23 protein-coding genes are annotated in these 25,592 nt (G+C 64.1%); 1 reads left to right on the plus strand and 22 read right to left on the minus strand.

The genetic code is table 11. The features are described from left to right. Positions 1-54: 54 nt before the first annotated feature. The 16 genes from CWS35_RS31840 to CWS35_RS31915 form a co-directional block, all read right to left on the minus strand. Positions 55-1,332: a hypothetical protein gene (locus CWS35_RS31840; protein WP_157817296.1), complete on the minus strand. Its 1,278-nt coding sequence runs from the start codon at positions 1,330-1,332 to the stop codon at positions 55-57. A 99-nt stretch (positions 1,333-1,431) separates the two neighbouring features. Then, positions 1,432-2,028: an acyltransferase gene (locus CWS35_RS31845; protein ID WP_100955347.1), complete on the minus strand. Its 597-nt coding sequence runs from the start codon at positions 2,026-2,028 to the stop codon at positions 1,432-1,434. Then, complete coding sequence (locus tag CWS35_RS31850; protein ID WP_100955348.1) at positions 2,025-2,963, minus strand: Gfo/Idh/MocA family protein; 939 nt, start codon at positions 2,961-2,963, stop codon at positions 2,025-2,027. The genes CWS35_RS31845 and CWS35_RS31850 overlap by 4 nt, the downstream gene beginning before the upstream one ends. Before the next feature lie 116 nt (positions 2,964-3,079). Then, a complete protein-coding gene (locus tag CWS35_RS31855) occupies positions 3,080-3,589 on the minus strand; it encodes a transcription termination/antitermination protein NusG (RefSeq protein WP_100956835.1) in 510 nt (169 codons plus the stop codon). A 5-nt stretch (positions 3,590-3,594) separates the two neighbouring features. Beyond that, positions 3,595-4,233 (minus strand): winged helix-turn-helix transcriptional regulator, encoded by a 639-nt coding sequence (locus CWS35_RS31860; RefSeq protein WP_100955349.1) that lies wholly within the window; start codon positions 4,231-4,233, stop codon positions 3,595-3,597. Positions 4,234-4,380: 147 nt separating this feature from the next. Beyond that, the gene (locus tag CWS35_RS31865; protein ID WP_100955350.1) at positions 4,381-5,589 is read right to left on the minus strand and encodes a glycosyltransferase family 4 protein; all 1,209 of its coding nucleotides are present in this window, start codon (positions 5,587-5,589) and stop codon (positions 4,381-4,383) included. Further along, a complete protein-coding gene (locus CWS35_RS31870) occupies positions 5,586-6,689 on the minus strand; it encodes a glycosyltransferase family 4 protein (protein ID WP_100955351.1) in 1,104 nt (367 codons plus the stop codon). Before CWS35_RS31870 ends, CWS35_RS31865 begins: the two co-directional genes overlap by 4 nt. Continuing rightward, a complete protein-coding gene (asnB, locus tag CWS35_RS31875; RefSeq protein WP_100955352.1) occupies positions 6,686-8,500 on the minus strand; it encodes an asparagine synthase (glutamine-hydrolyzing) in 1,815 nt (604 codons plus the stop codon). The genes CWS35_RS31870 and asnB (CWS35_RS31875) overlap by 4 nt, the downstream gene beginning before the upstream one ends. Positions 8,501-8,651: 151 nt before the next feature. Next, complete coding sequence (locus CWS35_RS31880) at positions 8,652-9,821, minus strand: glycosyltransferase family 1 protein (RefSeq protein WP_100955353.1); 1,170 nt, start codon at positions 9,819-9,821, stop codon at positions 8,652-8,654. Then, complete coding sequence (locus CWS35_RS31885; RefSeq protein ID WP_100955354.1) at positions 9,818-10,747, minus strand: NAD(P)-dependent oxidoreductase; 930 nt, start codon at positions 10,745-10,747, stop codon at positions 9,818-9,820. Before CWS35_RS31885 ends, CWS35_RS31880 begins: the two co-directional genes overlap by 4 nt. 3 nt (positions 10,748-10,750) lie before the next feature. Beyond that, complete coding sequence (locus CWS35_RS31890; RefSeq protein WP_100955355.1) at positions 10,751-11,602, minus strand: class I SAM-dependent methyltransferase; 852 nt, start codon at positions 11,600-11,602, stop codon at positions 10,751-10,753. After that, positions 11,592-12,161, minus strand: coding sequence for a DapH/DapD/GlmU-related protein (locus tag CWS35_RS31895; protein ID WP_100955356.1), 570 nt, complete (start codon positions 12,159-12,161; stop codon positions 11,592-11,594). Before CWS35_RS31895 ends, CWS35_RS31890 begins: the two co-directional genes overlap by 11 nt. Further along, the gene (locus tag CWS35_RS31900) at positions 12,158-12,997 is read right to left on the minus strand and encodes a methyltransferase domain-containing protein (protein ID WP_100955357.1); all 840 of its coding nucleotides are present in this window, start codon (positions 12,995-12,997) and stop codon (positions 12,158-12,160) included. Before CWS35_RS31900 ends, CWS35_RS31895 begins: the two co-directional genes overlap by 4 nt. Before the next feature lie 46 nt (positions 12,998-13,043). Continuing rightward, entirely contained in the window at positions 13,044-14,141 is a 1,098-nt protein-coding gene (locus tag CWS35_RS31905; RefSeq protein ID WP_024582741.1) for a glycosyltransferase, read from the minus strand. Between the two features lie 3 nt (positions 14,142-14,144). Further along, positions 14,145-15,983, minus strand: coding sequence for an asparagine synthase (glutamine-hydrolyzing) (gene asnB, locus CWS35_RS31910; RefSeq protein WP_100955358.1), 1,839 nt, complete (start codon positions 15,981-15,983; stop codon positions 14,145-14,147). Positions 15,984-15,985: 2 nt separating this feature from the next. Then, positions 15,986-17,539: a lipopolysaccharide biosynthesis protein gene (locus CWS35_RS31915; protein WP_100955359.1), complete on the minus strand. Its 1,554-nt coding sequence runs from the start codon at positions 17,537-17,539 to the stop codon at positions 15,986-15,988. 303 nt (positions 17,540-17,842) lie between these two features. Here CWS35_RS31915 and CWS35_RS31920 point away from each other — a divergent pair, with 303 nt between their 5' ends. Next, entirely contained in the window at positions 17,843-19,036 is a 1,194-nt protein-coding gene (locus CWS35_RS31920) for a CaiB/BaiF CoA-transferase family protein (protein ID WP_024582738.1), read from the plus strand. A 54-nt stretch (positions 19,037-19,090) separates the two neighbouring features. On the opposite strand, the gene CWS35_RS31925 is transcribed toward CWS35_RS31920, so the two are convergent. The 6 genes from CWS35_RS31925 to CWS35_RS31950 form a co-directional block, all read right to left on the minus strand. Beyond that, positions 19,091-20,602, minus strand: coding sequence for a tripartite tricarboxylate transporter permease (locus tag CWS35_RS31925; protein ID WP_024582737.1), 1,512 nt, complete (start codon positions 20,600-20,602; stop codon positions 19,091-19,093). A gap of 22 nt (positions 20,603-20,624) precedes the next feature. Continuing rightward, on the minus strand, positions 20,625-21,167 hold the full coding sequence (locus tag CWS35_RS31930; RefSeq protein WP_024582736.1) for a tripartite tricarboxylate transporter TctB family protein: 543 nt from the start codon (positions 21,165-21,167) through the stop codon (positions 20,625-20,627). Between the two features lie 72 nt (positions 21,168-21,239). Then, positions 21,240-22,343 (minus strand): S-methyl-5-thioribose-1-phosphate isomerase, encoded by a 1,104-nt coding sequence (mtnA, locus tag CWS35_RS31935; RefSeq protein ID WP_024582735.1) that lies wholly within the window; start codon positions 22,341-22,343, stop codon positions 21,240-21,242. After that, positions 22,340-23,215, minus strand: coding sequence for an S-methyl-5'-thioadenosine phosphorylase (locus CWS35_RS31940; protein ID WP_024582734.1), 876 nt, complete (start codon positions 23,213-23,215; stop codon positions 22,340-22,342). Before CWS35_RS31940 ends, mtnA begins: the two co-directional genes overlap by 4 nt. A 183-nt stretch (positions 23,216-23,398) precedes the next feature. Next, positions 23,399-24,376 carry a Bug family tripartite tricarboxylate transporter substrate binding protein gene (locus tag CWS35_RS31945; RefSeq protein WP_371412390.1) on the minus strand — a complete coding sequence of 326 codons (978 nt, stop codon included), beginning with the start codon at positions 24,374-24,376 and terminating at the stop codon, positions 23,399-23,401. 388 nt (positions 24,377-24,764) lie between these two features. Next, positions 24,765-25,562 (minus strand): enoyl-CoA hydratase/isomerase family protein, encoded by a 798-nt coding sequence (locus tag CWS35_RS31950; protein ID WP_024582732.1) that lies wholly within the window; start codon positions 25,560-25,562, stop codon positions 24,765-24,767. Between the last annotated feature and the right edge of the window lie 30 nt (positions 25,563-25,592).

Genomic DNA, 25,592 nt, shown 5'->3' on the forward strand with positions numbered 1-25,592 from the left:
GCATTTTCATCCCCGGGGAGAGCGCCGAGCACCGGCTCATCGCAAAATCCTCTCTCACGCCGAACGACGGAACGGAGCTTGAGCAAGACGCGAGAACAGACCAAGCACCCTCACTACAACAACTCTTGCCGTCTCGATCGGATGCCGGCGCCCTTGTTTCAGACGCCGCAGGGCTTTCTGGGACCAACGATGTTCTTTTCTAAGCAGCGCAGCCAACTCCGCCGGGGCATAAGGCGATTTGGTCGCTGCCATTTCTGGACGGAACACACGGTCGATGACGCGATCAACTAGCCCAACCATTGCCTGGAAGCTGTTGTCGGGATTAAGAGCAACCTCGCGATAGGCTCGGTCGATAATCGCTTGGGCCCGTGGTGGATCGCGCAACACCTCGACCACCTCTGACATGTTGGAGTGATCTTTTCTCAACGGCACGTAGTGCCGCCAAGCCTCAAGTCTTCCGGAATAGTGCCCGTCATAGAGGATCATCAATGTTCGCAGTGCCGCCGCTTCGAAACATCGCGGCGAGATGACTGAAAGAACGATCTTCCCGTCCAAATCCTTGAAGTAAAGATTACGCAGGGTCTCGAAGCCAACATTCGCATCCTGCGCTACGTGTTGCTCAACGTTGGTACGAATTTCGCCGGTGAAGTCACAAATGCTCGAGCCGCTCTCGGTACCCAGGACGGCCTTGCAATTTGCAAGGAACTCGATCCAGCTCTCGCCGTATATACGATCTTCCTCACGCGTGGACAGATCGCAGGCCAACTCGTATCTGGCTGCATCCACCTCGAACCGATCCGCAATCAGCCACTTTTCCCTGGCAAAGCTTCCCAACCACGCCGGAAGCTTTCTCGCGCGATAACCAACGTCTACCGAGCGATCCTCAAAACCCGGCACCACTCTGCCGAGCAGCTCGGTTGGGACGTAGCCGGTGAGCAAGGTTTCGCGGACGACACCCGGCAGTCGCTCTTGGGGGTAAACATCGTCCATGATCTCTGACGGAACCACGCTGAACAGGATGTGGATACCCAGGCTCCGCAGCGCCTCCGTGGTCTCATTTATCCATCGATACTCGTCCTGGACGAAGGCCGCCTTTAGCCCCTTAAATCTGCCAATGGCGGCACGCAGATTGGGACCGATATAGCTATCCATGCAGGCGACGAGAGAATAGTGAACAATGACACCGTCAAATCGGTCTAGCTCGAGCGAGCTGGATGGGTCCCCCTTCGAATTGAAGATGTGGATCGCGTGCCTGGATAACTCCCTCAGACCCATCACGTGGTCGATGATCGTAGCAGCGCTTCCTGGCGCGAAATCGCAAAGCAGCAGCAACTGAAGACGCCCGGACTCGGGCGCCTCGACCGGCCGGAGCACTGGATTCGTGGCTGGATGCATTTCCCTGGAGGACCGAAGTTGGTTTTGGAGCGCGACCTAGTGCGCCTCTTTCGGAAAACATCGACCGTCGGCTTCAACGTAAATCTCGCCCGACCGCGGGCACGCCAGATCCTTGCCGAGCCGTTCGCCCACCCTGCTCATCCAGCCGATCCGCCTGGCGGGGTTTCCCGCCATCAGCGCGAACGCAGGTACATCCTTCGTGACGACGCTACCGGCCCCGATGAAGCAGTATTCGCCCAGCGAATGTCCGCACACGATCGTCGCGTTGGCGCCGATGCTGGTGCCGCGCCCGATCGGCGTCTTGCGGAATTCGTCTTTCCGCGAAACATCTGCGCGCGGATTGTTGACGTTCGTGAAGACGCAGCTCGGACCGCAAAACACGTCGTCCGCGAGCTCGACGCCATCATAGATCGAGACGTTGTTCTGGATCTTGCAGCCGTTCCCGATCGTGACATTGGGGCCGATCATGACGTTCTGCCCGATCGAGCAATTTTCGCCGATGATGGTGCGCGGCAGGATGTGACAGAAATGCCAGACCTTGGTGCCGCGCCCAAGGACTGCGCCATCGTCGACGTAGCTCGACTGATGGATCAAGACGCCAGGGAAACGCGGGTCCTCGCGCATCTCGCTCATTTGTGCATCGCCTTCTGGGCAAAGGCGTGAACGCCATTGCTGCGGACGATCGGCGCCGTCCGGAAAGTGGAAACGATATCGATCGAGGGGCGGACTTCGTCGAGCCTGAAACCGCGACCGGCGACGATTTCCTCATAGCTCCTGGTGTGGAGGTCGGTGAAACCTTCGGAGAACTCGACCTCCTCGCCGTCGACGGTGATGGAGCGATAGGTTGTCTTCTTGCCCTTCACGGCGTCGGGCAAGTCGTTGCGGTCCAGGGACAGGAACCAGCTTACGTCAGCGCGCTCGCATTCCAGCGAGCCCGCAGCCCTCTCCGCTTCGCGCAAATGCGCCTCGCTGCGGCTGGCGGGCCCGAACACGAAGCTCAACATGTCGAAGAAGTGCACCCCGATATTGGTCGCAACGCCGCCGGACCTGGCGTCAGCGCCCTTCCAGGAGGTGTGGTACCAGCGCCCGCGCGACGTGATGTAGGTGAGTTCGACCTTGTGGCGCTTCTGCGAATTGGCGAAGCGATCCCGAAGCGCGATGATCGCGGGATGCAGGCGCAATTGCAGAATGGTGGAGATCCGCCGGCCGGTATCGCGCTCGATGGCGGCCAATCCGTCGATGTCGCCGGGATTGAGTACCAGCGGCTTTTCGCAGATCGCATCCACCCCGGAACGGAGCGCAAACCGGCAGTGCGCGTCGTGAAGGTAGTTCGGCGAGCAGACCGTCATGTAGTCGATCTTCTTGCCGTCACGCTGCATCGCGCCGACGTAACGGTCAAACAGCTCGAACTCCGTGAAGAACTCGGCATCGGGGAAGTGGCTGTCCATGATTCCGACGGAGTCGTTGGGATCGTAGGCCACAGCGAGCTTCCCGCCGGTATCGGCCATTGCCCGCATGTGCCGTGGCGCGATGTAGCCGGCCGCCCCGATCAGCGCGTAGTTCGTCATGAAAATCCTCTTTCGAACATTCTGTTTGCTTCAGGCAAGCTACCGCACTCGGGGTGAATCGAACATCACACCCAAGCCGAAACATATCCATCACGCCTGCCAGGCTGCAGACGCACTCAAGCCGCAGCGATCAGATCCGCCCCGACAAGAACCCGGACCTTGCGGCCGAGCAGATTGAGCAGAACGGCCACGCGATGGTGATCGCTGGCGTCCTCTACAAGCGCAAGACTGTCGACAAACGCACCTTCGGTAATCCGCACCTTGTCGCCGGGCGAGAATGCCGGTCCGCGCGCCAGCTTGATGAATCCGGCTTCGTCCTCGCGCGCCTTCAACGCATCGATGGTGCCGTTTTCCACCGCAGCGGGCCGATCTCCGACACACACGAGATGCGAAACACCGAGCGTCGATTGGATGGCACGCCAGCGCTGCGCCGCAACGTCGATCGCGACAAAGAGGTAACGCGGGAACAGCGGTCGCGACACGATCTCGACCTTCCGCGCATGGCTGCGACGCCGCTGATAGCGCGGGAGGTAGGTTGAAAACCCCTGCCGCACGAGGCCGGCCGCCGCCTTTGTTTCAGCGTTGACCTGCGTCTGCACCACATACCAGCGGGAATCGGGCTGCATCGCCGTCACGCCCCCAGCGGCTGTTTGGGACGCAGGCCCAGCAGGCCCGGCGCGAGCACCTTCTCGGCGCCGAAATTGCTGACCGCCTGGTCGAACACACTCCGCGCCGCCGTCAGATGGGTCACGACAACCGCGTCGAACGGCTCGCCCACCAGCGCATAGGACGAGACCACCTTGACACCGACGAACCGGCTCGCGGTCGCGTCGGGATCAACGATGGCAAGGATCGAGATCGGCCCGTCGACCGCGCACAGGACCGCGATTTCGCAAAGGTCCGACTGCCCGGCGAGCACGATCCGCCTGAAGCCAAGGGCCTGGGCGCGCTCGAACAGCCTGCCATATTCCTCCTTCGCCTTGCGGAACAGCGAAAAGGAATCGGTCAGGAACTGAACGGTCAGTCGCGATTTCTCGGAGAAGCCTTGTGGGGTGAGGTAATAGGCATAGCGTCGCGCCGGCGCCGACCCGACCTTGACGAAGCCCTTCTTGATCGCCCGCTTCAGATACGCGTTGACCAGGCCTAGCGCGACGCCGAGTTCGGCCGCGATCCGCCGCTGCGATTGCGCGCCATCCGCCTCGAGAGAGGTGAGCAGCCCAAGCACCAGCCGGTCGCTGTCATTCTCATCCGTCGGTAGAGTACCTGCCATCACGCCTATCCCCGCTGGAGCGGCTGATAGCGCGTTCACTTGATGAACGTCAAGCAGATTCGTTCACGCAATGAACATGACAACAGATTGATTTTAAAGATATTTTGTTCAGGCCCGTGTGTCGGGACGGCCACAGTGCAGGCTCGATCACGCGGTTCCGGCCAGATATCGCGCCGCCAGCGCCGAATAGCTGTAGCGCCGCGCGACGGCGACGCGATCGTCCCGTTGGCGAGCCGGCCCCTCCAAGGCGACGCGCAATGCCGCTGCGAGCGCATTGGGATCGTCCGGTGCACATCGTGCAGTCACCAGATCCTCGAGCCCGGCAAGCGCCCGCGCCTCGCAAGCGATGACGCTGCGCGGGGCGAACAGGCAATAGTCGAACAGCTTGTTGGGGCTGATGCCGTGGTGATAGAGCGTGTTCTTGTGGAAGGCGACGACCGCGCAATCGGAAGCATGCAGCATGCCATGCACGACCGATCGCTCGACTTCATCATGAAACTCGACGTTGGCGAGCGTGGCAGCCCGCTGCTTGAGCGCGGCCCGCGAGGTGCCGGAACCGATCATCACGAATTGAATCTCTGGGCTCGCGTTGCCGAGGATGGAAGCTGCGTCGAGAATGGCTTCCACGGCATTCGGCGGACCCATGCCGCCGGCGTAGAGCACGACGCGCCTGCCCTGCTGCTTGAGCACATTGATGCGATCGATCAGCGGATGAGCAAGACTTTCGATTGTAAGCGCGTTCTGGATTTCGTCGTCGGACACACCGTTGGGGAGCCACAGGAACTTGCCGGCCGCCAGGCCGCGTGCGCGCATGTGGGCTTCCGCTCCGGCCAGCAGACAGATCACGCGATCCGCCGCGCGATAGGCGGCACGCTCCTTCCAGCCGAGCACCTTCGTCAGGGGATGCCATGCAGGCGTCATCCCAAGCGCGACGATGCTCTCCGGCCAGAGGTCGCGGATCTCGAGCCAGAACCTGGCATCGAAACGGCGCGCGAGCCGATGCGCCGCCGAGATGAAAAACAGATGCGGGCTCGACGCGATCATCAGATCCGGCTTGCCGAACTGCGCGGCGATTGCCGACGCTGCCGAGCTTACCGCCGGGCCAAAGCTCAGATTGTTGCGAAGCCGCCCCAGGCTGCCACTGCCATAGCGCGGCGTGTCGAGGAACCAGAAGTCGACGTCATTGATCCGCTGCGGCCCCGGCGCGCGCGGCTGCCTGTGCAGATGATGGAAGGCGGCGCTGACGATCACCACCCGATGGCCCATCTTCCCCCAGGCGTCCGCCAGCCAGAACGGACGATAGTGACGGCCGAGCCCCGGACCACCGGCAAAGGGATGCAGCAGCCAGATGTTCATGCCGCGCCACCGGGCACGGCAAGTCGCCGGTAGAGCCGGTTGAGCTCCGCCGCATCGTGCTGCCAGTTGAACTTTTCGGAGACCGCCGCCCGCCCCGCCAATCCAAGTTCGATCGCACGTCGAGGATCGTCGGCGAGCCTGGCGAGGCGATCCAGCAAGGCCGCGCGATCATCGAGCGACACTACAAAGCCGCATCCCGCCGCCTCGACGATCTCCTTGGATTTCGGCAGATCACTGGAAACGACAGGTAGCCCGGCGGCCATGTATTCAAAAAGCTTGGTTGGAAGTGACAGCAAATAATTCGGTTCAGGCAGCAGCAGATTGAGTCCGATAAGGCTTTCGTTGAGCAGCGTCGCGATCTCGCCGCGTCCGAGCGTGCCCCTGTATGACACGTCCGCGGATGATTTCTCAAGCCAGGCTTGTTCCTCGTGGCCGATGGTTCCCGCGAGCACCAGCGGCAGCCGCACCGCGGCGCATGCCTCCACCATCTCGACCAGCCCGCGATCGAAGCTGGTGCGCCCCACATAGACCGCCTGCCGTCGCCGCGCGGTCGTCGCCGTCGGCGCGATGAATTCGTCCAGCCGCACGGTGTTCCGGACCACCGTGACATCGGCACCATAAGCACGGAAGCGAGCGGCGATGGCCGGCGTCGCGGCCACGATCGCATCAAAGTGCCGCGCGGCGTTTCGCTCCACCAGTTCCATCGCGCGCGCCACGGAAGGCCGCATCCACGGCCGGATCCAGCGCTTGGAATGGATATCCGATGGCACGTCCTCGTGGACGTCATAGATCACCTTGCAGCCGCGCGTCCTGAGCCGCAACGCGAACGGTATCAGCTCGGGATCGTGGAATTGCACGACGTCGGCTCCAGCCGCATGGGCCAGCGCAATCGCTGCCCTCCCCGCGACCCAGGGACGCTTCCATCGCGCAACCGGCGGCGTCTCGATCAACTTGAATGCGATGCGTCCCGGGTCGCTCGGGCGCGGCGGCCGCGCCACCACGGTCACGTCATGACCGGCCTCGGACAGGCTTCGCGCCTCCTTCTCAACAATTCGAATGTCGTTGGCGGAATGGACACTCGACAGCATGCAGACCTTCATGGGGCTCCAACCCCGAAGCGTTCCCCCCAAAGCGCCACGCAATAGAGCCGCCAGCGCATCCCAAGGTCGAGCCGGTGGAACCTGCGCTTCACCGCGGTCATGTCGACATAGCGGGCAAGCAGCGCGCTGCCGATCACCTTCTCATACATCGCAGGCGAGTGCCGGTTGAGCCAGATCTGATCGGGAGCGGCAAAGCCGATCTTGTCCTTGCGCCAGGAAATGCTGGCCGGAAGCGCCTCCTCCATCGCGGCGCGGAGCGGCCATTTCGTCCAGCCGTGGTTCAGCTTGATGCGGGTCGGCAGACTCAACGCGAATTCGACAAATCGATAGTCCAGGAACGGCAACCGCGTCTCGATGCCGAACCGCATCGAGTTCTTGTCCTCGAAACGCAGCAACATCGGCAAATTGGTTTCGGTGATCTCCAGCACCTGCATTTGCTGCGCATCGCGCGTCTCACGCGCGAATCGGCGAAGACACTCCGGCAGGTCCGGGCGCTTCAGGAAGGCGTACTGCCAGCGATAATATGCGGCCCGCAGCGCCGCCGAGCTGGCGCCGAACAGGTACATCAACAGGCGACGCGCCGAAACGCCGGCCTGCATGGCGTCACGAAAGGCCGAGAGAAATCCGCCGATGCCGGCGTGATCGAGCCGATCGCGGAGCCAGGCTGCATAATAGCGGTGATAGCCCAGCAGCGTCTCGTCACCGCCCTGGCCATCGAGCAGCACGATGACGCCGTTCGCGCGCGCCGTCTTCATCACCTCGTATTGCATCATGATCGAGGGGCCGCCGAACGGCTCTTCCTGCACGTCGAGCAGGGCTTCTGCGGTCGAGGCGAAATCCTCGTAGCTCGGCTTGGTGCGTAACCAGTTCAGTTCGGCCTTGGCCACGACATCAGCCGCGTAGGCTTCCTCGTTGTTCGCTGCCTGCTCGCTGACGGCCGTGATGGCAAAGAAGCGCTCGTTGGAATTCGCCGCATAGCGCTTCGCAGCCAGCGTCGCGACGCTGGAACTGTCCAGCCCTCCCGACAGACAGGTGCCGACGCGCACGTCCGAGCGCAGCCGCAGCCGTGTCGCGTCGTCCAGCAGCTCGGCCAGCGACCTTGCGGCATCCTGCTCGTCGGTCACGGCCGCGCGCGGCGCCAGCGAATAGTAGCGCTCTATCGCGATCCGGCCGGTCGAAACGTCGACCCGCATCTTGTGTCCGGGCGGCAGCTTCTCGATGCCCTTGAAGAAGGTCCGGTTGGTGTGATCACTCAAACCGCAGACCAGAAAATCACTGACGAGATCATCGTCCGCGATCGAACGCCCGATCAACGGAAGCAGCTGGCGGATCTCCGAGCCGAAGCCGAACTGCGTCGGCGTGTCCGTGAAGTAGAACGGCTTGACGCCGAACCGATCTCGCGCACAGAACAGCGTGTTGTCGCGCTCGTCGTGAATCGCGAACGACCACATGCCGTTGAAGCGGTCGAGGCAGCCCTCCCCCCAGCGGACATAGGCCGCCAACAGGACCTCGGTGTCGGAGGCGGTGTGGAAGACATGTCCAAGCGCCTCCAGCTCGGCGCGAAGCTCGAGGTAATTGTAGATCTCGCCGTTATACGTGATCCAGATCGGGAGCAGCCGGTCGCGCATCGGCTGCGCGCCATCTTCGGTCAGATCGATGATCGCAAGCCGCCGGTGCCCTAACCCGACATTGCCATTGATCCTGACGCCGCGACCATCCGGACCGCGGTGCGCGACGAGATCTGTCAGTCGATCGACCTGATCAGCATCAACGGACCCGTTCTTGGCGATGAGGCCGAATATGCCGCACACGTCTGACTAACCTGTGTTTCGTGGACAATTCGAGCGCACGCGCATTCGAGCCGCCAAGGCCTGAATCCGATCCGTCTCTGGTCCCACCTCTACCCCGTTCACGCGATGAACGTCAACCTCACCGGGTGGCGCGATACGGCGAGTTGCGTGTCTAGCGTTCTGATTTGGCGACCGCCTGTCGCATCGTGGCCGCGAAACTCGCCGCGAATGCGCTGACATTGTCATCCTGATGCGGAACGAGGTTTCGAACGACAGCTCCACGAGCCTCTTGCGACGCCTGCATCAGGTGATGCGCCAACGCGTCGGCATCGTCGACGCCGAAATAGCGGGCGGCGCCCGCGGTCTGCTCCCGGTGCACGTCGATGTCGGACAGGATCAAGGGAACGCCGAACGATTTCGCCTCCTCGACCGTCGTGCTCCAACCCTCGAAGCGCGACGGGTTCAGCAGCGCCGTGCAGGCCCGCAACAGCGCGTAGACGTGGGGCAGCGGGATGACGCCGAGGTGGCGAAAGCGCGTGTCGAGACCGCGCTTCCGGATCTCGGAATTGACCAGATCGTAGTAGCCCGGCTCGCGCCGGTCTTCCGTGCTACCGGATGCACAGACCACCACATCGATCCCGCGACGCTTCAGGATGGTCAGCGCATCGACCACGAGCTGATGGTTCTTGTGGCGATAGAACTGGTTCGGCAGATAGAAATAGTTGGGAGGCAGACCATACGTCGCGATCACGTCCAACGGGTCGGTGTCCAGGAACGCGGCGGGCGGCTGGGTCGCGAAGCGAACGACGCTGACCCGGTTTCGAACGTGCGGGTAGTACGCCCTGAAATCACGCAAGGCGCTCTCGCTGCTCAGCATGATGTCGCGCCCCGATGCGATCTGAACGCGAAAGCCGATCTCGCGGCGCCAGCGTGCCGTCCTCGGAAACAGCTGCGGCAGTGAGCGATGTTGCAGATCCGGGATCCACGCCACTGCCGGGATGGGCAGCCGCCACCCGAAGAAGCGCGCCGCTTCAACGACGACATCGACGCGCGCGGCGTGAAACGCCGCTGCGGCATCGCGATCAAGGCCAAGTGTCAGCGCCGCGGCCAGACCCGGCTGGCCATCGAATGCGTCCGATCGGACGACCTCGACTGCGGAAATAGCGGCAAGCTCGGCGAGTTCATTCTGGTCGGCGCCATTTCCGGCAAACACCACCGGAACGAACTCGCCGGGCTGGAACCGCGCAAGCGCCGCGAACAGGTTACGCTGATAATTGTAGCCGCCGGCCCATAGCCGTCGCGAAATATGATTGAACGCGATCCGCAACGGGCGGGATGTCACGAAGCCTGCCCCTTGAACCAGGCCACGTAGTCGGCAAGGCCCTGGTCGAGCGCAATGCGCCAATCGAAGCCGATCTGGCGCAGCGTTGCATCGTCGGCCAGCAAGCTCGCGGGATCGCCGGGCCGGCTTATTCCCGAGTGTCGCACGACCGTGTTGCCGCCCCACAACTTGATGAGGCCGGCTGCGATGTCGGCGACGCTGGTGCCTCGGCCCGACCCGCCATTGATGATCCGGAAGGTCTGCTGCGAGGCGGGTTGCGCGAGACCGGCAAGCAGCCTTGCGACATCGCGAACGTCGGTCCAATCACGGATTTCACTACCGGTCCCGCCGAGCGTGAGCACCGGCTCCTTGGCCGCCAGCCGCGAGCAGATGTCCCAGAGCAGTTGCTTGCGCAGGTTGGGGCCGTAGACCGAGAACAGTCGAACGATGCTGCAATCGATGCCGAACGACTGCGCGTAGCTGCGGCACAATTGCTCCATCATCCATTTGTGCTGCCCGTAGGGCGACATCGGAGCCGGGACGGCACTCTCGGCAATCGGCCCGACATGGTCGGCGCCATAGACGGCCGCGCTCGATGCCGCGATCACCGCGCAATCCGGCGCGGATCCCCGCAGCCATTCGAGCAGCCGCGCGGTGCTCGCCACGGTTCGGGAAAAATCCTCGAACGGCCGCTCGATCGAGACGCCGACGGACGATCCGCCAGCCAGATGAAAGACGCGCGCCGGCAGCCCATGCGCAGCCGCGAGCGCGTTCAGATTGGCCGCGTCGATCTCACCGTTGATCCAGCTCTGCAAGCCAAGCTGCCGGGCTTCCGTTGCGGAGATCGTCCCGTGTCCGACGCCGTGCACGGCATGACCGGCTCCTGCCAGTTCATGCACGAGATGGCGACCGATGAAACCGTTCGCGCCTGTGACCCAGACGATCATCGCTCAGGCCTTGTGACAGACAAAGGAGTAGAGCCGGCCGGGCCGGTTGTCGAAGCGTTCGGCAATCGACAGCAGCGAGCCGAACACCTGGCGCGACGCCAGCGCACCTCGCCACAGCGGAGCCACCGGAATCTTCTGCGACAGTCTGGTCACGATCGCGGCGCGCAGGGTCTCCCGCGTATACGGGAACAGGTTGATCGGGCTTTGCAGCGGCGCCAGCGTGTCGATCGCGGAAAATCCCGCGCTCGTCAGCGCGCCGGTGTAGCGATCGAGCAGGAAGGCATGTTCGCCGCCATAGAGATGATGCAGCGGATGCTGTGCGAGGAACTGCGGCAGATCCGCCTCCTTGCTGATGACATGCTCGCGCGCCGCGATCAGCATGCCGCCCGGCCGCAGCACGCGAAACATCTCCCGGCATGCGCTCTCGAGATCTCGCGTATGGTGCAGCACGGCGCGGGCGAACACGAGATCGAAGGTCGCATCGTCGAACGGCAGCCGCTCGGAAAATTCCTCGACCACCCGGATCGGCAGCCGGGTCTGCTGCGCCAGATCCCGGATCGCCGCTGCGCCGACGATCGCGCTCGGATCAGGCTCCAGCGCCGTCACATCAAAGCCGTTGCGGGCGAGCGCGTAGCTCGCAATGCCGCGACCCGCCCCGACGTCGAGCGCGGTGCCGGAACGGCCAGCCAGCAGCGCGGCGACCGCCTGCCACTCTGAGCTCCTGAAATAGCGTTCAGCAGCGTCAGCCAGGGGATCGTCGTAGAATGCGTCGAGCACGAGCTGGCGCTGGTCCGGCTGATTGCGCAGCCAGACCACCGCTTCCTCCCAGGTGGTAAACTTGCGCTCACCGCTCATCGGGACCAAGCTCCCTCACCAGCACGGCCGGATTGCCCGCCACGATCGAGAACGGCGCGACATCCCGGGTCACCACCGCGCCGGCCGCGACGATCGCACCCTGACCGATCGTCACACCACGCAACACCATGGCGCCGGCGCCAACCCACGCATCGTCGCGAATCCGCACCGGACCTTCATCAAGCGAGATGTCGTTCGGATGTCCGCGAGTGAAAATGTCCTGGACCTGCCGGTGCCGCTCCGCTGCCCGCAGCGGATGGGTGAGATTGTCGAACACGTTCGCCGAATGCGAGATCAGCACGCGGTCGCCGATCTCGATCGAGGCCGCCGACCAGATCCGCGTGCCCTCGCCGACATAGCACCATTCGCCGATCTTGATCTCCCCGCCATGCGCGAAGGTCAGCAGCTCGCCCAGGATTCGGCTGTTGCGGCCGACGACGATCTTGTCGGAATCGCCGCGGATGTTTCGGATCCTGGCCGAGCGCCCGAGCGCTGCGTCGGCCTGCAACCGGCAGGTCGCGCGACCGATCAGGCGCTGGATCAGGTAGTCGAGATTCATGCCGTCAACTGCAGGCACGCGACGGCGCGCGACGACGCCGCGAGGTCATTGCCCTGCCCCTTGCCGGTATGGATGTCGAAGACGGTGGCGTCGGCGAGTGCCTCGGCGCTTTGGCGCGACCAGCCCTGCCGCGAATAGCCGAAATAGTCGACCTGGTGCGATGCCGCGCCGAACGCCTCGATGATGCGCTCGATCATCGCGAGGTCGAACACCTGATACCAGCCGAGATTGTCGCGCTTGCCGAACGGCACGGAGATCAGGCAGGTCCCGCCGGGCTTGAGGATGCGCTTGAATTCCTTCACCGCGGGGACGAAGCCGTCGCGGTCGGTCTCGGCGTCGCGCGGATCGCCGGTGTAGAGCATCTGATTGTCGAGGCCGATGTGCTCGATCGTGGAAATGCTGGCGACGGTATCGAACACGTGGTCGCCGAACATCGTCTGGCGGAGATCGCCGTACACATAGGAATAGCCGTCACGCCAATAGCACCGCTTCTCCGGTGCCAGCGTCATGATGGTGAGGTCCGCGCCACGGAACGGCGGACGCTGCAACAGGAAATCGTGATTGAAGGTCGAGCCCGCGTCCAGCATCTTGCCGACGTTGGTCAACCGGCCATAGACCCAGGGATATTCGACCACGCGCTCGTCCATGGCGATGCCGTAGCCGGGCGGAAGCTCCTTTCCCGGCTGAAGCAGGCCCGCATCGATCGCCGCGGTGATGGTGTCGCGCTTGACCGTCTGATAGCCCGGGCCGAACGGCCGTGGCCGCATCTTGAACAACGGCACGGCAAGCCCGTCGGCCGCCCATTTCAGCTGATGGATCAAGTCACTTGCAGACATTATCTCGGCCCGATCGCCCGCCCGCTGGCCGGCTCTGTGCCCCCCTCTAGCACGGCTCAATCCGCGCGACGAGATCGATAAACTGCGCCCATTGCGAGGCCTTGCCGTAGGTCTCCTGCACCCGCGCCCGGCCGGATGCGGCGATCCCGGCCCATTGCGGCCAGTCCCGCAGGCTGCTCGAAATCGCCTCCACGGCCCGCTCGGGAACATCATAGGTGCGCATCGTGACGCCGTCCTGCATCGCCGCCGGATAGTTTCCGGCGTCCGACACCAGCAGCGACCCGCAGCCCATCGCCTCGAAGCAGCGCATATTGCCGCGATCATTGCCGGCCATGTCGATCGCACCGTTGAGCACGATCTTCGCTGACCCGAACAGCTCGTAGAGATCCCGCCCAAACAGCGGCAGCCTCGCGATTCGCGCGATGACGTCGGGCCGCCGATGCTTGCCGAGCGGCAGCAATCGCCCGAGCGCGCTTTCGGCAAGCCGCGTCAGCCGCGACGCGTCGAGGCAGAACACGATGTTGCGGTCGGCCGCGAGCGCTGCGACCTGTTCGAGCGTTCGGCCCCGCGCGCTGTGATGCCGCGAATATCCGCCGACGAACGCCACGTCGATCGGCCGCTCGCCGCGACCGTATTGCTCCATGACAGGATCGATCGCAGGGAAGAACAGCTCCGCCCGGCATCCTTTGTCGCGCCAGGCCTGGAGGATCGACGGGAAGTTGCCAAGCACCGCGCCATAGGAGGTGAGATCGGCATTTCCCGAGGGCGCCGCGCGCCAGCACAGCGTCTTCTTCACACAGCCCGGAAGCTTGGCGATGAACGCGCTCGGATAGCGCACCGGGTCGAGATTGTAGAACACTTCGGTTCCATGATGCTCGATCTGCGCGAGCAGGATGGCTTCGAGCGTCGGCGTCCCCTGAATGCCCTGTTCGCGCGCCCACTGGCGTTGCAGCGCCTCGTCATCGCCATTGGTGAAGAAGGCTTCGGGCGCGCCGTCGAGCACCGGCTTGAGAAAATGCGCCGCACCAAAACGATCGTGCAGGAACACGTCGCGCCGTGCCGCGAAGGACGACGCCTTTGCCGCGAGTTGATTCAGCCGCGGCAGATAGGACGGATAGAGACCGCTATTCTGGAACAGACGCATTGCTTACGCGGACCTTGCCAACAGCCATTTCATGTTCAGGTATGGCCAGATCCGGCCAACGGATTCCCAATCCCAGCGCTGCGTTGCCGTCAGGTGGCTAACCACCTTTCGGAGCGGCGCTTCGTCGACGAACTCGGCAAATGCCGGGACTTTCCGATCGAGCAGCGCCGCGGTCCAACCGGACAACGGTCCATTCAGCCATTCCGGCATCGGCGAGTTGAAGCCGACCTTGCGGCGCGCGGTGCGGATACTCTCAGGCATCAGGTTCGCCATCGCCTGACGCGCAATCACCTTGGTCATGCCATCGGCCGACTTGCTCGCTTCCGGCAGCGCCATCGTATAGGTCACCAACCGCCAGTCCATGAACGGCATGCGGACCTCGATCCCATGCGCCATCGAGAGCCGGTCGAAATTGCGCAGAATGGTGGGCAGCGTGGTCGAGTGGAACATGCGGTAGAGACGTCGGTTCAGAGCACCCCACGTATCCGGCAGTCGATCGTTCTCGGCGACCAGCGGCAACGCCGCAGGGATCGCAGTCAGGCCTCCTCGCAGGAAATAGTGGCCCTGGCGGCTGATCATCTGCGCCCGCAAGAAGTCGATGCCGCGCTGCGCTAGTTGCGATCGCGACATCAGCGCAGCCGCAGCGTTGCGGATCCGGAACGCGGCCGACTTTCCTTCCTGAAAGTAAGCGCCCATCAATTCGTCCGCGCCATGGCCATCGAGCGACACGGTGACATTCTGGCGCCGCAGCTCGCGATAGATCAGCCATGGTGCGCTCGGCAGCCCGATATAGACGTCGTCATTGTCGTCGAGGATGCGGTCGAGGTCGGTGAGCGCATCGGAGCGCCCGATCGCCAGGAAGCTCGGCGCCACCTTGGCCCAGGCGGCCGCTTCCTCCGCCATCGGCCGCTCGTCATTGCTGGCGCCGGGAAAGGTCGCGACAAAGGCGTGCCGCCAGGCGGTCGAGTCGCGCGGGCCCATGCCGGCCTTCTCATGGGTTGCCATGGCGCAGATCACCGCGGATGAGTCGAAGCCGCCGGACAGGCAGGTCCCGATCGGAACGTCACTGCGCATCCGCAACGCAACGGAATCCTGGAACAGGTCGCGAAAGCGCTCGACGCGCTCGGCTTCGGTGCCCGGGACATCGGGCAGATGGTCCACGGTCCGCCACCAGCGGCGGACCTGCACGCGTCCCTGCCGCAACCACATGCAGTGGCCGCCTTGCAGGCGACGAAGCTGCGAATACAACGTCCGCTCGCTGCCCTCGATTCCGAACGGGTCAAGCAACAGCCGCCGCGCCACGTCGATGTCGAGCGACGCCTCGATCAGTCCGCTCCGCGCCAGCGCTCGCTGCTCGGACGCAAACACGAACCGCTCGGACGATAGCGCATACAGCAGCGGCTTGATGCCGAAGCGATCGCGGGCAAGGAACAGCTCGTCCGTCGTCGTATCGTAGATCGCCAGTGCCCACATGCCGTTGAAGCGCAGCAGCATGTCTTCGCCCCAGGCCCGCCAGGCGGCAAGGATCACCTCCGTATCGGACTGGCTGCGGAACACCGCGCCCTTCGCCTCGAGCTCGCGCCGCAGTTCGAGGAAGTTATAGATCTCGCCATTGTAGACGATCACATGGCGGCCATCGCCTGACGCCATCGGCTGATAGCCGCCTTCGCCGGGATCGATGATGGCGAGCCGACGATGGCCGAAGGCGACGTTCCGCTTGGCGTTGAACCAGGTGCCCTCGCCGAACGGACCGCGATGCGCGATCAGGCTGGTGAGCCGCGAGATGTCAGCCGGCTCCACCGGGGCGCCGCGCAGATTGACGATGCCTGCGATACCACACATGTCTACACGGCCTTGAAGGGCAAGAAGCGACTGATGATGATGCGCAGATCGCGCCAGCAGACGGCGCGATACGGACCGAGTTGCGACGCCGCGACGGCTGCGACGAAGATCACCGCCGCCGATACGCCGTAGAGCGACACCACATACCACCATGACGGCGCGTGGTCGAATGCGGTGTGACCAAGCTGAGAGCGCAGCGCCAGCGCAATGGCAATCCCGGTAGCCAGCGGGATCACGACAAAATGCAACATCCTTGACCACATCCCGGACAGCCTGAAGGTTCGCCGCAGCAGCAGCACCGTGATCACCATCTGGGCGACCATCCCGACACAGGAGCTCCAGCCGGCGGCCTGCCAGCCGAAGACCGGCAGCGCGATGGCGCTGGTCGCGAGCGTGAAAATGCCCGTGACCAGCGAGATCAGCGCGTTGGAGCTGGAGCGCCCCTGCGACAGAAGATAGTACGCAAACACGTTGGCGCTCGATCCCAATATCCCGCTGATCGCAAGCACCACCAGCACCTGCTGCGCCTCGGCGGCGACTTCGGCGCCGGTCCATCGATACAGCAATGCGCCGGCGACCGGGATCAGACCGCCGAGCGCGCTCGCGGCGAGCACGTTGAGAATCCAGGACGAGCGCAGCAGCAGGTCGACCCTGCGTTCGTCATCCTCGTTTTGCAGTGTGCTGAAGAACGGAAACAAGATCTCGCCGATCTTCAGCACGCCGATATAGACCGCCTCTTCCAGCCGCTGCGCGACACTGTAGAAACCGACGAATTGCGGCTGCAACAGCGCGCCGAGCAGATAGCGGTCCGCCTGGCCGGCGAACAACGCGCCGCTCTGCGCGGCGACCTGCCAGCCGCCGAGCGTGACCAATGCCCGCAGCGCGCCTTGATCGAGCGCCGGCCGCGCCAGCCAATCGCTGATGGCGAGCTGTGACCAGGCGAAGGCCATCAGCAGATTCGTCGCAAAGCCCAGAGCCTGACAGCCGAGGAAGGTCGAGGCGCGCGGCGCGTGCGGGATCAGCAGCAGCATCGACATCGTCGTCACCACCGTGCCGGCGATGCTGATCGCGGCGATCCGCCGATAATCCTGACGTGCGGTGAACAGCGACTGGAAGACCGCGAACAGGCACTGGCACAGCCAGCCGGTGCCGGCCAGCGCGAAGGCAAGCCCGAGATCGTCGCCCGCGGGACCGCCGAGGTGAAATCCCAATCGCGCGAGCGGCGCGCCGGCAAAGGCAAGCAGTGCCGCGATCACACAGCCGCCAACGATAGCGAGCGCTAGGGCGGTCGCGAAGAACCGCCGCGCCGCGTCGCGATCGGTCGGTTCAAGTCTTTGTGCAAGCTCACGCGCGGTCGAAAGGCCAAGTGCGTTGCTGAACATCAGCGCCGGAGCGACACAGGCCGTGACGAGGCCGGCAACACCGAAGGCAGCGAGGCCAAGGCGGAAAATCACGAATGGCAGGATCGCGAGATTGAGCAGCACCGCAACCGCAAAGGCGGTCGCGTTCCATGCCGAGTTGCCGAGCAGATGGGATGGACCCTTCTTCACCGCCATGCCCGCTTTTGGTCCATCGCCTCGATACGCCTCAAGTGCCTCTTGCATAAGGCAAACCCCGGCACGGGGACCGGCTAGCAGCCGGCAGGGTGATTGTCGAGGGTGGGCGGGCGGCGCGGACCGGCTAACAGGCGTGGGTCGGGCGCAAATCACACAAAAGCAGTAGCCGATCTCTCGGGGAACCATGACGGTTCGTTTCCGGTCCGCGCTGTCGTCCGGGTAACAGTTGGAAAGACCTGCCAAATTGTCTAAGGCAGAGTGGCCGAAGCCCCCAGAGCGGCCCGCCAAGCAAGAGGTGTCTCAATGCCCTTCCCCCGCGCATCCCAAGCCCTGTACCGTTTCACCGTGCTGGATCTGACCCGGGTCCGGTCGGGGCCGACCTGCGTGCGCCAGCTCGCAGACTGGGGCGCCAATGTCATCAAGATCGATGCGCTGCTGGAAGACGGCGGCGGCGAGCAGCCGGGCGGCCCCCGCGGCGGGTCCGACTTCCAGAACCTGCACCGCAACAAGCGGGCCATGACGCTGAACCTGAAAGACCCCAAGGGGCTCGAGGTGTTCAAGCGGCTGGCCGAGCAGGCCGACGTCGTCGTCGAAAACTTCCGGCCGGACGTCAAGGCCAAGCTCGGCATCGACTATGAGAGCATCCGCGCAATCAATCCGAAGATCGTCTATGGCAGCATCTCCGGGTTCGGCCAGGACGGCCCCTATCACAAGCGCCCAGGCTTCGATCAGATCGCCCAAGGCATGGGCGGCCTGATGTCGGTGACCGGCGCCCCCGGCGAAGGACCGATGCGGGTCGGCATCCCCGTGGCCGACCTGACTGCGGGCCTGTTCTGCGCGATCGGCATCCTCACCGCGCTGCTCGAGCGCGACGTCTCAGGCCAGGGCCAGTGGGTGCAGACCTCGCTGCTACAGGCGCAGATCTTCATGCTGGATTTCCAGGCGGCGCGCTGGCTGATGGAGAAGGAAGTCGCCAAGCAGGCTGGCAACAACCACCCGACCTCGATCCCGACCGGCGTGTTCAAGACCTCCGACGGCTACATCAACATCGCCACCACAGGCGGCCGGATCTGGGAGCGCTGTGCCCAGGCGATCGGCGCGCCCGACCTGATCACCGATCCCGACTACGCCACGGCGCCGGCGCGCTCGAAGAACCGCGACGCGCTGAATGCGCGGATCAACGCGCTGACCGAGAAGAAATCGACCGAGACCTGGGTGCAGGAATTGAACGCCGCCGGCGTGCCGTGCGGACCGATCTACGCGATCGACCAGATGTTCGAGGATGCCCAGGTCAAGCATCTCGGCATGGCCCAGCACGTGCCCAATGACGAGAACCGGCATATCCAGCTGGTCAGCCAGCCGGTGACGCTCTCGCGGACGCCAAGCAAGATGGCGGCGCGGCCGCCGGAATTCGGCGAGCAGACCGAGGAGGTTCTGACCGAGTTCGGCTTCGGCACGGACGAGATCGCCGAGCTTCGGCAGCGCAAGGTGGTTTGACGGTACCAAACCACCAGTCCATCGATTCGAGACTCGTCCGAGCCCAAACCGCGGCTACGCCCGCGCCGGCCGCACCATGCGTCCGAGGCCTGTGATCGCCTTGTCGATCACCGGCCAGAACAGCAGCACGATCGCCAGCGTCGTGATGGTGCCGACGAGGCCGTTCGACCAGAACACCTTCATGTCGCCGCCGGACCCGATCATCGAGAGCCGGAACGCATCCTCGGCGCGGCTGCCGAGCACCAGCGCCAGCGTGAATGGCGCGAGCGGGATGCCAATCTTCTTGAAGACGTAACCGACGACGCCGAAGCCCAGCATCAACCAGATGTCGAACATCGCATTCTGGATCGCATAGGCGCCGATCGCGCAGGACACCACGATCATCGGCGCGACGGCCGCGAACGGCACCCGCAGGATCGAGGCGAAGATCGGCACGGTGGTCAGCACCAGCACGAGGCCGACGACATTGCCGAGATACATCGAGGCGATCAGGCCCCAGACGAAATCCTTGTGCTCGACGAACAGCAGCGGCCCGGGGTTGAGGCCCCACACCATCAGCCCGCCGAGCAGGATCGCCGCAGTCCCCGAGCCGGGGATGCCAAGCGCGAGCATCGGCAGCAGCGCCGAGGTGCCCGAGGCATGGGCCGCGGTCTCCGGCGCGAACACGCCCTCGATGCGGCCCTTGCCAAAGCTCTCCTGATCCTTGGAGAAGCGCTTGGCGAGGTTGTAGCCCATGAAGGAGGCGGCGATCGCACCGCCCGGCGTGATGCCGAGCCAGCAGCCGATCACCGACGAGCGCAACAGGGTCACCCAGTATTTCGGCAGGTCCTTCCATACCGAAAGCACGACCCGCAGGGAGATGCCGGCGGCGTGCCCGCGCAGCGCCAAGCGCTCCTCCATCGTGAGCAGGATCTCGCTGATGCCGAACAGGCCGATCACGGCGACGAGGAAGTTGATGCCGCGCAACAGTTCCGCGGAGCCGAAGGTCATGCGCAGCTGTCCGGACACCGTATCCATGCCGACGCCGGCGAGCAAAAGCCCGAGCGACATCGAGATGACCGTCTTGTGCTTGGCTTCGCGGCCGAGCCCGACGAAAGAGCAGAACGTCAGGAGGTAGACGGCGAAGAATTCCGGCGGGCCGAACTTCAGCGCGAACGACGAGATCATCGGCGCCAGGAAGGTGATCAACAGCACCGCGACCAGCGAGCCGATGAACGACGAGGTGAACGCCGCGGTGAGCGCTTCCGCCGCCTTGCCCTGCTGCGCCATCGGATAGCCGTCGAACGTGGTCGCGACCGACCACGCCTCGCCGGGGATGTTGAACAGGATCGAGGTGATGGCGCCGCCGAACAGCGCGCCCCAGTAGATGCAGGACAGCATCACGATGGCCGATGTCGGGTCCATCGTGAACGTCAAGGGCAGCAGGATCGCGACGCCGTTGGGACCACCGAGCCCGGGCAGCACGCCGACGAAGATGCCGAGCACGAGGCCCACCATCATCAGCAGCATCGTCTTCCAGGTCAGCAGGACGGCAAAGCCGTGCAGCAGGAGACCGAAGGCTTCCATGTCGCGAGATCCTGTCGGTCGCTCAGTAGCCGAAGGCCGCTTCGAGCGGCCCCTTCGGCATGATGACGTCGAATGCGATGTCGAAGGTCACGAACATCACGGCGGTGAAGATGAAGGCGGTAAGCAGCGACTTCCACAGCGCGATCCTGCCGACGATGCGCATGAAGCCGGCGATCAAGAGGAAGCTCGCGACATAGAGCCCGAGATATTGCGTGGCGAGGCAGAACAGGAAGGTCGGCACGAACACCGCCATCACCCGGCGAAGTTGCGCGCGGGTGACGAAGGTCTGCGCGGCCTCGCGGCGCGAGACGAAGGCGGCGCCCAGGCCATAGAGGCTGGCGGCGCCGAGGATCACCGAAAGATAGAACGGAAAATAGCCCGGCTGCGGCCCGGTCGAATCCCACGATGCGCCGGTGCGCCAATTGTCCCAGCCGAGCACCAATGCGAGCGCCAGCAGGAGCAGCGAGGTGACGACGTCGACGGCGCCGGTGCTGACGACCGCAGGCGAGTCGTCTGCGGGCGCGGTCGGATCGTCGACGACGATTTCAAGATCGGTGTTGGACATCGATGGGACGGTCAGGGTTGCGAAGGCAACGATGGGGATAGCCCGCTGACGCAAGCACCGTCAATGCGGCCTTCAGCTAACATCCGCGCGCTCGGGAAACGCGCTCGCAAGTGCAGCACGATCCGCAGCGAGCACGCCGCGCTCGGTGATCAATCCCGTCACCAGCCGCGCCGGTGTGACATCGAAGCCGAAATTGGCGACCGACGAGCCGTCCGGAACCACACGTATGGTCTCGATTCGTCCATCCGCCGTCCGTCCGGTAAGATGCGTCACTTCGCGGGCCGCGCGCTGCTCGATCGGAATCTGCCTGATGCCGTCATCGATGCGAAAATCGATGGTCGGCGACGGCAGCGCAACATAGAACGGCACGCCGTTGTCGTGCGCTGCGAGTGCCTTCAGATAGGTCCCGATCTTGTTGCAGACGTCGCCATTGGCGGCGACGCGATCGGTGCCGACGATCGCCAGATCCACCATGCGATGCTGCATCAGGTGGCCGCCGGTGTTATCCGGGATCACAGTGTGCGGCACGCCGTGGTGTCCGAGTTCCCAGGCTGTCAGCGAGGCGCCCTGATTGCGCGGCCGGGTCTCGTCGACCCAGACATGGACCGCAATGCCGCGGTCATGGGCCTGGTAGATCGGCGATGTCGCCGTCCCCCAATCGACGGTTGCAAGCCAGCCGGCATTGCAATGCGTGAGCACAGTGACCGGCTCACCCGGTTTCTTGGTCGCGGCGATCGCCTCGATCAGGCCGAGACCGTGGCGGCCGATCTCGCGGTTGATCTCGACATCCTCATCGGCGATCTCGCGGGCCCGGGCATAGGCCGCCTCCGTGCGGGCTGACGCGGCGAGCGGCGCGAGTGCGCGCTGCATCTCGTCCACGGCCCATCTCAGATTGATCGCGGTCGGCCGGGTCGCGGCCAGCATCCTGCCGGCGCGATCGAGCGCTGCGTCGGAGGCATCTGACCGCATCGCGAGCGCCATGCCGTAGGCGGCGGTGGCGCCGATCAGCGGTGCGCCGCGGACCAGCATCGAGCTGATCGCCTCACCGGCCTCATCAGCGGTGGCGATCCTGGCGACGACGAACTCATGCGGCAGCCGGCGCTGATCGATCGCGCCGACCGACCAGCCGTCGGGCTCGAGCCAGATGCTGCGAAAATGGCGTCCGTCCACTTTCATGTGCGTAATACCCGTGCGGCGACTGCATCGAGCTTGGCGAGCAACTGCGGATCGCGTGCCGCTGGGGCCGTGATCAGCGCGGTATCGAGCGCGCGATCCGAACCGATCGGACACGGCTCGTGCTCGCGCGGGAAATCCCGCGCCAGGCGCGCGACCAGCGCCTTTGCCTTCTCGGCATTCGAATTCAGCACGCGGATGATATCCTGCACCGTGACCGCATCATGGGCCGGATGCCAGCAGTCGAAATCGGTGACCATGGCGACGCTGGCGTAGCAGATCTCGGCCTCGCGGGCGAGCTTGGCTTCCGGCATATTGGTCATGCCGATCACCGAATAGCCCTGCGACTTGTAGGTCAGGCTTTCGGCGAGCGAGGAGAATTGCGGCCCTTCCATGCAAAGATAAGTGCCGCCCTGCGCGAACGCGATGGCTTCGGCTTCGGCCGCGGCGGCGAGATGCTTCGTGAGCAACGGCGACACCGGATGCGCCATCGAGACATGCGCGACGCAGCCCTTGCCGAAGAACGAGCTCTCGCGCTTGTAGGTGCGATCGACGAACTGATCGACCAGCACGAAGGTGCCCGGCGGCAGGTCTTCCTTGAACGAGCCGCAGGCGGACAGCGCGACCAGGTCGGTAACCCCTGCCCGCTTCAGCACGTCGATATTGGCGCGATAGTTGATGTCGGACGGCGACAGCGCGTGGCCGGGGCCATGCCGCGGCAGGAACACGATCGGCAGCCCCGCCATCTCGCCACGCCGCAGCGTCGCTGATGGTTCGCCCCAGGGGCTCGCGATCGCCTCCTCGCGGACGTTGTCCAGGCCCGGCAGGTCGTAGATGCCGGACCCGCCGATGATTCCGAGAACGGCTTTGGTCATGATCGCTCCTCGCGGTACCGCAACGGCGCCGGAGGGGTTGACCCAGCCCGATCGGGCTTGCCGGACGTTCGGCCATACTGCGGCGCAGTAATCACTGCGGCGCTGCCGCTTGCAAGGTGATTCCGGCCCGAAGGTAAAGCAATCGGGCCGGTCATTGCGGGACGGTGCACAAAGCCTCGGGCGCTACTTCGCGACGAACCCCGCTTCCTTCATCAACGTGGCGTTCTGCTTGTCGTCATCTTCGAGGAACTCGATCATGTCCTTGCCGGTGAGGAAGATCGGCTTCAGCGCCTGCTTCTCCATGTAGTCCTTGTATTCCGGCGTCTGTGTCACCTTCTGGAACAGGTCGACATAGAACGCCTGCTGCTCCTGGGTGACCTTGCCCGGCAGGAACATCGCGCGCAGCATCAGATACTGCACGTCCAGCCCCTGTTCCTTGCAGGTCGGGATGTCGTTCCAGGATTGCGTGTCGGTGACCTTGGTCTTGTAGGAGATGCGCTCCTTGTCGAACACGCAGAGCGCACGAACCTGGCCGGCGCGCCAGACTTCGAGGTTCTCGCTGGGATTATTGACATTGGATTCGGTGTGGCCGCCGACCAGCTGGGTCGCGGCCTCGCCGCCGGACTTGTACGGCAGATAGGAGAATTTCGCGCCGGTCTTCTGTTCCATGAACACGGTCAGCACGTGGTCTTCGCGCTTGGAGCCGGTACCGCCCATCTTGAACGGCGCGCTCGCGGCCTTGGCAGCGTCGATGAACTCCTTCACGGTCTTCGGACCGCTGGCATTGTCCCACAGCACGAACTGGTCGAGCGCGATCACCGACACCGGCGTGAGGTCGCGCCAGTTGAAGGGAATCTTGGCCGACAGCGGCAGCATGTAGATCAGCGAATAGGCGATCAGCACCTTGTTGGGATCGCCCTCGCTCGACTTCATGTACATCAGCGCTTCCGCGCCGGACGCGCCGCCTTTCAGCGACACCACCATCGGCTGCTTCATCAGATTGTTCTTCTGGATCGCCGCCTGCATCATGCGCGCCATCTGGTCGGAGGCGCCGCCGGCGCCGGCCGCGACCACGATTTCGACCGGCTTGCTCGGCTCCCAACCGGCAAACGCCGGCGTGCTCAAGAGCAGGGCCGCGATTGCAGCCGTGGTTTTTACAATCTGTCCCACGTGTTTCTTCCCTATCTATTTGTTCGGCTTGGCAAACCTGCGAGGTGGCGGGTGCGGTCATTGTGCCGAGAATAAGGGTGAGTTCAAGCCGCGAACTGCCGCACGACCTATGACTTTGGAATGAGGTGGCTTTGCCCGTCTACGATTCTGCAACCGCATCAAGATTGTCGTCCCTGCGAAATCAGAGACGACGACGGGGATGGTTCTCCGTTCAAGATGCCAAACACATAACCGGTGTCATCGCCCGGCCTTGACCGGGCGATCCAGTATTCCAGAGACAGTCGTTGTTGAGCCGATGGGCCGCGGCGTACTGGATCGCCCGGTCAAGCCGGGCGACGACAGCTGAGGCTGGGGATGAAGAGCAGATCGGAAACTGCCGCTACTTGCCCTTGAAGTTCGGCGCCCGCTTGTTGAGGAAGGCGTCCATGCCCTCGCGGAAATCCTCGCTCATATAGGCGCGCAGGATCAGGTCCTCGCCTTCCTCGCGCGACAGCGTGCGGCGGATGCGGCGGACCGCCTCCTTGGTCACCTCCAGCGTGATCGGGGCGTGGCCGGCGACCAGCTTTGCGGTCTCGTTGGCACGACGCTGCAACGTCTCGACGTCGGGGACGACCTCGTTCAGGAGCCCGAGCGACAGCGCTTCGGGTGCCTCGACCAGGCGCGCCTTGAAGATCAGGTCCTTGGTGCGCGCCGGACCGATCAGCGACACCAGCCGCGAGATGTTGGACATCGAGAGGCAGTTGCCGAGCGTGCGCGCGATCGGGAAGCCGATCCGCGTCGCCTCGGTGCCGATGCGGATGTCGCAGCAGGCGGCGATCCCGGCGCCGCCGCCGGTGCAGGCGCCGGCGATCGCCGCGATCACGGGCACGCGGCACTGTTCGAGCGTTCCCAGCACGCGATCGATCCGCGCTTCATAGTCCAGCGCATCCTGCGCGGTCTTGAAGGCGCGAAACTGCGAGATGTCGGTTCCGGAGGCGAACGCCTTGTCGCCGGCACCGGTCATGATCAACGCCTTGATGGAGTGATCCTGATTGATGCTCTCGCAGATCGACGCCATCTGCTCGTACATCGCAAAGGTCAGCGCGTTGCGCGCCTGCGGCCGGTTGAACGTGATGCGCGCGATCCCGTCCTCGACGGAGTAGAGCAGGTCTTCGGTCGACGTGACGGGCGCGTTCATGTCTCGCTCTTTCTGTTCGTTACGATTCGA

The sequence above is a fragment of the Bradyrhizobium sp. SK17 genome (genome assembly GCF_002831585.1).
In the GTDB taxonomy this organism is placed as follows: domain Bacteria; phylum Pseudomonadota; class Alphaproteobacteria; order Rhizobiales; family Xanthobacteraceae; genus Bradyrhizobium.